General features: G+C 68.3%; 7 protein-coding genes. All 7 read right to left on the reverse strand.

Annotation, left to right across the window (positions count from 1 at the left end; translation table 11 throughout):
- Positions 1-36 precede the first annotated feature (36 nt).
- A complete protein-coding gene (gene ftsZ, locus JNK68_03350) occupies positions 37-1,197 on the reverse strand; it encodes a cell division protein FtsZ (protein MBL8539387.1) in 1,161 nt (386 codons plus the stop codon).
- 120 nt (positions 1,198-1,317) lie between these two features.
- Complete coding sequence (ftsA, locus tag JNK68_03355; protein MBL8539388.1) at positions 1,318-2,556, reverse strand: cell division protein FtsA; 1,239 nt, start codon at positions 2,554-2,556, stop codon at positions 1,318-1,320.
- Positions 2,557-2,570: 14 nt separating this feature from the next.
- Positions 2,571-3,299 carry a cell division protein FtsQ/DivIB gene (locus tag JNK68_03360; protein ID MBL8539389.1) on the reverse strand — a complete coding sequence of 243 codons (729 nt, stop codon included), beginning with the start codon at positions 3,297-3,299 and terminating at the stop codon, positions 2,571-2,573.
- A gap of 36 nt (positions 3,300-3,335) precedes the next feature.
- A complete protein-coding gene (locus tag JNK68_03365; GenBank protein ID MBL8539390.1) occupies positions 3,336-4,247 on the reverse strand; it encodes a D-alanine--D-alanine ligase in 912 nt (303 codons plus the stop codon).
- A 12-nt stretch (positions 4,248-4,259) separates the two neighbouring features.
- A complete protein-coding gene (gene murB, locus JNK68_03370; protein ID MBL8539391.1) occupies positions 4,260-5,180 on the reverse strand; it encodes a UDP-N-acetylmuramate dehydrogenase in 921 nt (306 codons plus the stop codon).
- On the reverse strand, positions 5,177-6,604 hold the full coding sequence (locus tag JNK68_03375) for a UDP-N-acetylmuramate--L-alanine ligase (GenBank protein ID MBL8539392.1): 1,428 nt from the start codon (positions 6,602-6,604) through the stop codon (positions 5,177-5,179). Before JNK68_03375 ends, murB begins: the two co-directional genes overlap by 4 nt.
- A partial coding sequence (locus JNK68_03380; protein MBL8539393.1) for a UDP-N-acetylglucosamine--N-acetylmuramyl-(pentapeptide) pyrophosphoryl-undecaprenol N-acetylglucosamine transferase occupies positions 6,601-6,864 on the reverse strand: 264 nt, incomplete at its 5' end. The genes JNK68_03380 and JNK68_03375, both read right to left, overlap by 4 nt.

A 6,864-nucleotide genomic window follows, 5' to 3' on the forward strand; every position in this document is an offset into this window, starting at 1 on the left:
GCGGCGGGGGCAGGCCTGCCCCCGCCGCAACCCGCCTCAGTCGGCCTGCTTGCGCAGGAAGGCCGGGATGTCGAGCAGATCCACGCCCGACTGTTTCATCGCCTCGAGGGTGGCGTCGCGGTTGCGCCGACGCATCACCGCCGGCTGCTCGAGATCCGCGTAGTTCACGAGCTCGGTCGGCCCGGCGTCGGTGCCGTTCTTGACCACCAGCGTCACCTGCTGCTTGGCGTCCTTGCGCGCCACCGGAGAACCGAGCCCGGTCGCCACCATGGTCACGCGCAGGTCGTCGCCGAGGGTCTCGTCAATCACGGTGCCGACGATCACGGTCGCATCCTCTGCGGTGAAACCGCGAATCGTGTGCATCACCTCGTGCACCTCCTTCATCTTGAGGGCTGCGCTCGCCGTGATGTTGACCAGCACGCCGCGGGCACCGGAGAGGTTCACGTCTTCCAGCAGCGGGCTCGCCACCGCTTGTTCTGCCGCCAGCCGCGCGCGGCCGGCACCGTTGGAGCGCGCCGAACCCATCATCGCCATGCCCATCTCCGACATCACCGTCTTCACGTCCGCGAAGTCGACGTTGACGAGACCCGGGCAGCTGATGACCTCCGCGATGCCGGCGACCGCGCCATGCAGTACGTCGTTCGCGCGGCCGTACGCGTCGAGCAGGCTCACGTCGTCGCCGAGCACCTGCATCAGCTTGTCGTTCGGGATCACGATCAGCGAGTCGACGTGCTCGGACAGATCGGTCAACCCCTGCATCGCGATCTTCTGCCGTCTCCCCTCGAAGGCGAAAGGCTTGGTCACCACCGCCACGGTGAGGATGCCGAGCTCCTTGGCAACCTCCGCCACCACCGGCGCGGCGCCGGTGCCGGTGCCACCGCCCATGCCGGCGGTGAGGAAGAGCATGTCGGCACCATCGATCAGCTCGGCGATGCGATCACGATCCTCCACCGCTGCCTGCTTGCCGATGTCGGGATTGGCGCCCGCACCGAGCCCCTTGGTGATCGAGGCGCCCAGCTGGATCTGCGTTTGCGCAAGGCTGCGCTTCAACGCCTGCGAGTCGGTGTTGGCGACGATGAACTCCACGCCCTGCACCCCGCGACCGATCATGTGGTCGACGGCATTGCCGCCGCACCCGCCCACGCCGACGACCTTGATCACTGCCTCCTGCGGCGTCCCATCCACGATTTCGAACATGCTTCTATCCTCCTTTGTGTTTCCGAAGTGCTCACCCGATTCCGTCGCCGCCCCCGCGAACGACCCGATTCCCGTCATTTCCATCTGCTGCTCTCCTTGACCCGACCCGTTGCTACATCGCTAGAAGTTCCCCTGAAACCAGTTCTTCATTCTTCCGAGGACCGACTGGAACGATCCCGACTGCAGCTTCACCAGCTCCCGCCGCTGTTGTTGTTGCATGCCGATGAGGAGCAAGCCGACGCCGGTGGAAAAGCGGGGATTGCGTACGACCTCCGCCAGCCCACCTTTGTAATCGGGGATGCCCAACCGCACCGGCATGTGGAATACCTCTTCCCCCAGTTCCACCATGCCCTGCATCAGACTGCAGCCGCCGGTGATCACCACGCCCGACGACAGCAGGTCCTCGAAGCCGCTGCGGCGCAGTTCCGCCTGCACCAGCGAATAAAGCTCCTCGACGCGCGGCTCGATGACTTCGGCGAGCGTCTGGCGCGACAGCTGCCGCGGCCCGCGCTCGCCCACGCCGGGCACCTCGATCATCTGCTGCGCATCGGCGAGCTGCCGCAGCGCGCAGCCGTAGGTGCGCTTGAGATCCTCGGCATCCTTCGTCGGCGTGCGCAGCGCCATCGCGATGTCATTGGTGATCTGGTCGCCGGCGATCGGGATCACGGCGGTGTGGCGGATCGCCCCCTCCGAGAACACGGCGACGTCCGTCGTCCCGCCGCCCACGTCGACCAGGCAGACGCCGAGATCCTTCTCGTCCTCCGACAGCACTGCGGTGGCCGAGGCGAGCGGCTGCAGGATGAGATCGCGCACCTCGAGCCCGCACCGGCGCACGCACTTCATGATGTTTTGCGCGGCCGAGACGGCACCCGTGACGATGTGCACCTTCACCTCCAGGCGCACGCCGCTCATGCCGAGCGGCTCGCGCACGTCTTCCTGGCCGTCGATGATGAATTCCTGGTTGAGGATGTGGAGGATCTGCTGGTCCGTGGGGATGGAGACCGCTTTCGCGGTTTCGATCACCCGCTCCACGTCCATCTGGGTGACCTCCTTGTCCTTGATCGCCACCATCCCATGCGAGTTGAAGCCCTTGATGTGACTGCCCGCGATGCCGGTGTAGACGTCGCGGATCTTGCAGTCGGCCATGAGCTCGGCCTCCTCCAGCGCGCGCTGGATGGCGCCCACCGTGGAGTCGATGTTGACGACCACCCCCTTCTTGAGACCGCGCGAGGCATGGCTGCCCATGCCGATGATCTCGAGATGTCCGTCGGGCGTGATCTCGCCCACGATGGCCGCGATCTTCGCGGTACCGATGTCGAGCCCGACGATGAGATTCTTGCCTTCCCTTGCCTTGGTCATGGACTGCCCGTTCGCTAGCCTTTCGATTTCCCGTCGCGACCGCGTGCCTCCGGCAGGCGGATCGCGAAACCGTTCGCGTATCGCAGATCGACGTGCACGACGGAGGGCGGCAGGCGGCCGATGGTGCGGTCGTAGACCGTGACGAAGCGCGCGAGACGCGCCTCCATGTCCGACCGTCCGAGCTCGAGCGTGAGCCCGTCGTCGAGCTGCAACTGCCACGCCGCGCGCGCCGACAGCGTGAGGCGCGCAATGCGCCGCTCGAGCGGCGCCAGCTGCCCCGTGAACCGCTGGTATTGCTGTGCCATCTCGTCCGCCTGACCCAGCGGCCCGGCGAAGGTCGGCAGCGTCTCGTCGTCAGTCGCCGCCTCGAACACCTCGCCGAACGTGTTGACCAGGGCGGTGTCGCCCCAGCGCGCCAGCGCGGTCTGCTCCTCTACCTGCAGTTCCAGGCGCGCCGGCCATTGCCGCCGCACTTCCACGCGCCGCACCCACGGCAGCTTCTCGAACTGGTGGCGCGTCTGCTCGAGGTCGAGCGTGAAGAAGGTGCCGCGCACCGCGTGCCTCGCCACCGCGTGGATCTGTTCCGCCGTCACGTGCTCGAGCTGCCCCGTCACCTCGACTTCGCGCACCGCGAACGCGGGCAGCCGCGCGATGTAGAGCGCGATGACCCCGAGCACCGCCAGCAGCGCGGCCGCGATGAGCAGGTTGGCGACGCGGTTCAGGAGCGGCGCGTTATCCCACATAAGCGGCACCTCCCGACTGCGCGTCGTGGCGCTCTCTCACAGCGTCTCTCCCAGGATCGCGAGCACCAGGTCCTCGAAGCTGTAACCGGCCGCAGCTGCGGCCATCGGCACGAGGGAATGGTCGGTCATCCCCGGAATCGTGTTCACTTCGAGAAAGAACGGATTGCCGGCACGATCCAGCATCAGATCGACGCGTCCGCAACCGCGGCAGCCCGGTGCCGCAAACGCCTGCAGCACGAGTTGCTGCAGCGAGCGCTCCTGCGCCTCGGGCAGCCCCGAAGGCAGGATGTAGCGCGTCGAGTCGACGAGGTACTTCGCCTCGTAGTCGTAGAACGAGCGCGGCGTCTCCAGCCGGATCAACGGCAGCGGCTGCGTACCGAGCACCGCCGCCGTGAGCTCCGTGCCCTCGATGAACTGCTCGGCGATGATGACCTTGTCGTACTGCGCGGCGTGCTGGTAGGCCGGCGGCAGATCCTCGGCGCGCGTGACCTTGCTCATGCCGATGCTGGATCCCTCGCACGCGGGCTTGACCATGAGCGGCAGACCCAGCTTCTGCAGCACCGCCGCGAAATCGGTCGTCGCCGTGAGGCGCGCCCAGTGCGGTGTCGGAATGCCCGAGGCCTCCCACAGGAGCTTGGTGCGCAGCTTGTCCATGGCGATCGCGCTCGCCAGCACGCCGCTGCCGGTGTACGGGATGTTCAGCCACTCGAGCACACCCTGGATCGTGCCGTCCTCGCCGAAGCGGCCGTGCAGCACGATGAAGGCGCGATCGAACCCGCCCGCGATGAGTTCCGGCAGACCCTGATCCTGCGGGTCGAACTTGTGCGCGTCCACGCCACGCGCCTGCAGCGCCTCGAGCACGCGCGAGCCGCTCTTCAGCGACACGTCCCGCTCGGCGGAGCGTCCACCGAAGAGCACCACGACCTTGCCGAATTTCTTCACGTCCATCTTTCTTCCGCCTCAAGCCTCGCCAACGATCAATACCTCGCGCACGAGCGCGACACCGGCACGGCTTGCCACCGTCGCCTGCACGTGCGCAATCACGTGCTCGATGTCCGCCGCCGTCGCCCCTCCCAGGTTCACGATGAAGTTCGCGTGCTTCGTCGATACCTGCGCACCTCCCGCGGTGTAACCCTTGAGCCCGCACGCCTCGATGAGACGTGCGGCATGGTCCCCCGGCGGATTGCGAAATACGGAGCCCGCATTCGGGCGCTCCAGCGGCTGGCTCGCGATGCGCCGCGAAAGCAGCTCGCGCACGCGCGCGCGCGCCTGCTCGCCGTCCCCCGGCGCAAACCTGAACCATGCGGCGGCGAACCACTCGTCATGACCGTCGCCGCGACGGCGGCAACGGCGATAGGCGATGTCGTAGTCGCCGGGCAGCCGCGCCCGCAGGCGGCCGGCACGGTCAAGCGTCAGCACGCGATCGACGACGGCCCACGTTTCGCCGCCGTAGCAGCCGGCGTTCATCGCCAGCGCGCCACCCACCGTGCCGGGGATGCCGGCGAGAAACTCGGCGCCCGCGAAACCGTGGTTCGCCGCAAAGCGCGCAACCTTCGGGCTCGCCACGCCGGCCTCGGCGTAGACGAGTGCGCGGTCGTCGTGACCTTCATCGAGGCGCAGCGTCTTCAGGCCGTGGTGCATGAAGACGACCGTGCCGCGGATGCCGCCGTCGCGCACCAGGAGGTTGCTGCCCAGCCCCACCACGAACACGGGTTCCTGCGGCGGCAGACCGGCGAGGAACGCGCCCAGGTCCGCGAGATCCGCCGGCACGTACGCGCGATCCGCGGGCCCGCCGACGCGCCACGTGGTGTGGCGACTCATCGGCTCGTCGCGACTTTCTCGGCCGCGCAGGGGAATGGAGATCGGCTCGGCCATGTTCATTCCTGTCCGCCCCTGTCGGCGCCGCCGGCCGCGATCTTCGCCGGCACGCCGCCGATCGAGCCCGCCCCCATCACCAGCACGACGTCATCGGGCCGGGCCACCGACAGGATGGCGTCGGGCAGATCGTTCACCTGCTCGACGAAGATCGGCTCGGTGCGGCCCTGCACGCGCACCGCACGGGCGAGCGCACGCGCGTCCGCGGCGACGATCGGCGCCTCGCCGGCCGGATACACCTCGGTCAGCAGCGCCACGTCGACGGTCGACAGCACGCGCACGAAATCCTCGAAGCAGTCGCGCGTGCGCGTGTAGCGATGCGGCTGGAAGGCGAGCACGAGCCGCCGCCCCGGGAAGGCACCGCGCACGGCGTCCAGTGTGGCCGCCATCTCCACCGGGTGGTGTCCGTAGTCGTCGATGAGCGCGAACGTCCCGCCCGCTGGCAGGGCGATGTCGCCATAGCGCTGGAAGCGCCGGCCGACGCCGCGAAATTCCTCCAGCGCCTTCACGATGGCGGCGTCCGGCGCGCCGATCTCCATGCCGACGGCAATCGCGGCGAGCGCGTTCTGGGCGTTGTGCACGCCGGGCAGGTTGAGCGTAATCGACAGATCCGGGCCCTCGCGCACGCCGCCCGGCGCGGCGTGCCGCACCACCCGAAAACGCATGCGGCCGCCTTCGTGGCGCACGTCGACGGCGCGGATCTGCGCCGCCTCGCTCAGGCCGTAGGTGGTGATCGGCTTGGTGATGATCGGCAGGATCGAGCGCACCTGCGGATCGTCCACGCACAACACCGCCATGCCGTAGAAGGGCAGGCGCTGGACGAAATCGACGAAGGCCTGGCGCAGGCGCGCGAAATCGTGGCCGTATGTCTCCATGTGATCGGCGTCGATGTTGGTCACCACCGCCAGCACCGGCTGCAGATAGAGGAACGTGGCGTCGGATTCGTCGGCCTCGGCGACGATGAATTCGCCGCGGCCGAGCTTCGCATTGCTGCCGGCGGCTTCCAGACGCCCGCCGATGACGAAGGTCGGATCCATGCCCGCCTCGCCGAGCACGCTCGCGATGAGGCTGGTCGTCGTGGTCTTGCCGTGGGTGCCGGCGATCGCGATGCCCTGCTTGAGCCGCATCAGCTCGGCCAGCATCAGCGCGCGCGGCACCACCGGAATGCGTTTGGCGCGCGCCGCGCCGACCTCGGGGTTGTCGGAGCGCACCGCAGTGGACGTCACGACGACATCGGCACGCTGCACGTGATCGGCGTCGTGACCGCGAAACACCTTGGCGCCGAGCGCGGCGAGACGGCGCGTGGTGGCCGTGTCCGCGAGATCGGAGCCGCTCACCTCGTAGCCCAGGTTGAGCAGCACCTCGGCGATCCCGCTCATGCCGACGCCGCCCATGCCGATGAAGTGGACGCGCTTGACCTTGTGCTTCATCGCGCAAGCTCCACGCAGCCGTCGGCGACCACCTGTGCTGCATCCGGCTTGGCCAGCGCGCGTGCCTTCGTTGCCATCTCCGAGAGGTGCGCGCGGTCGAGCGAGCGCAGCAGTTCCGCCAGGCGCTCCGGCGTGAGTCCGGACTGCGGCACGAGCAGCGCCGCTCCGTGTGCGGCGAGAAAGCGCGCGTTCGCCGTCTGATGATCGTCGGTGGCAAACGGGAAGGGCACGAGGACACTGGCGACACCGGCGCAGGCAAG

Source organism: Betaproteobacteria bacterium (genome assembly GCA_016791345.1).
Lineage (GTDB): Bacteria > Pseudomonadota > Gammaproteobacteria > Burkholderiales > JAEUMW01 > JAEUMW01.

Excerpts from the sequence above, each read along its gene's own strand:
- ftsZ (MBL8539387.1), bottom strand. The coding sequence starts at position 1,197 with ATGTTCGAAATCGTGGATGGGACGCCGCAGGAGGCAGTGATCAAGGTC.
- ftsA (MBL8539388.1), bottom strand. The coding sequence starts at position 2,556 with ATGACCAAGGCAAGGGAAGGCAAGAATCTCATCGTCGGGCTCGACATC.
- JNK68_03360 (MBL8539389.1), bottom strand. The coding sequence starts at position 3,299 with ATGTGGGATAACGCGCCGCTCCTGAACCGCGTCGCCAACCTGCTCATC.
- JNK68_03365 (MBL8539390.1), bottom strand. The coding sequence starts at position 4,247 with ATGGACGTGAAGAAATTCGGCAAGGTCGTGGTGCTCTTCGGTGGACGC.
- murB (MBL8539391.1), bottom strand. The coding sequence starts at position 5,180 with ATGAACATGGCCGAGCCGATCTCCATTCCCCTGCGCGGCCGAGAAAGT.
- JNK68_03375 (MBL8539392.1), bottom strand. The coding sequence starts at position 6,604 with ATGAAGCACAAGGTCAAGCGCGTCCACTTCATCGGCATGGGCGGCGTC.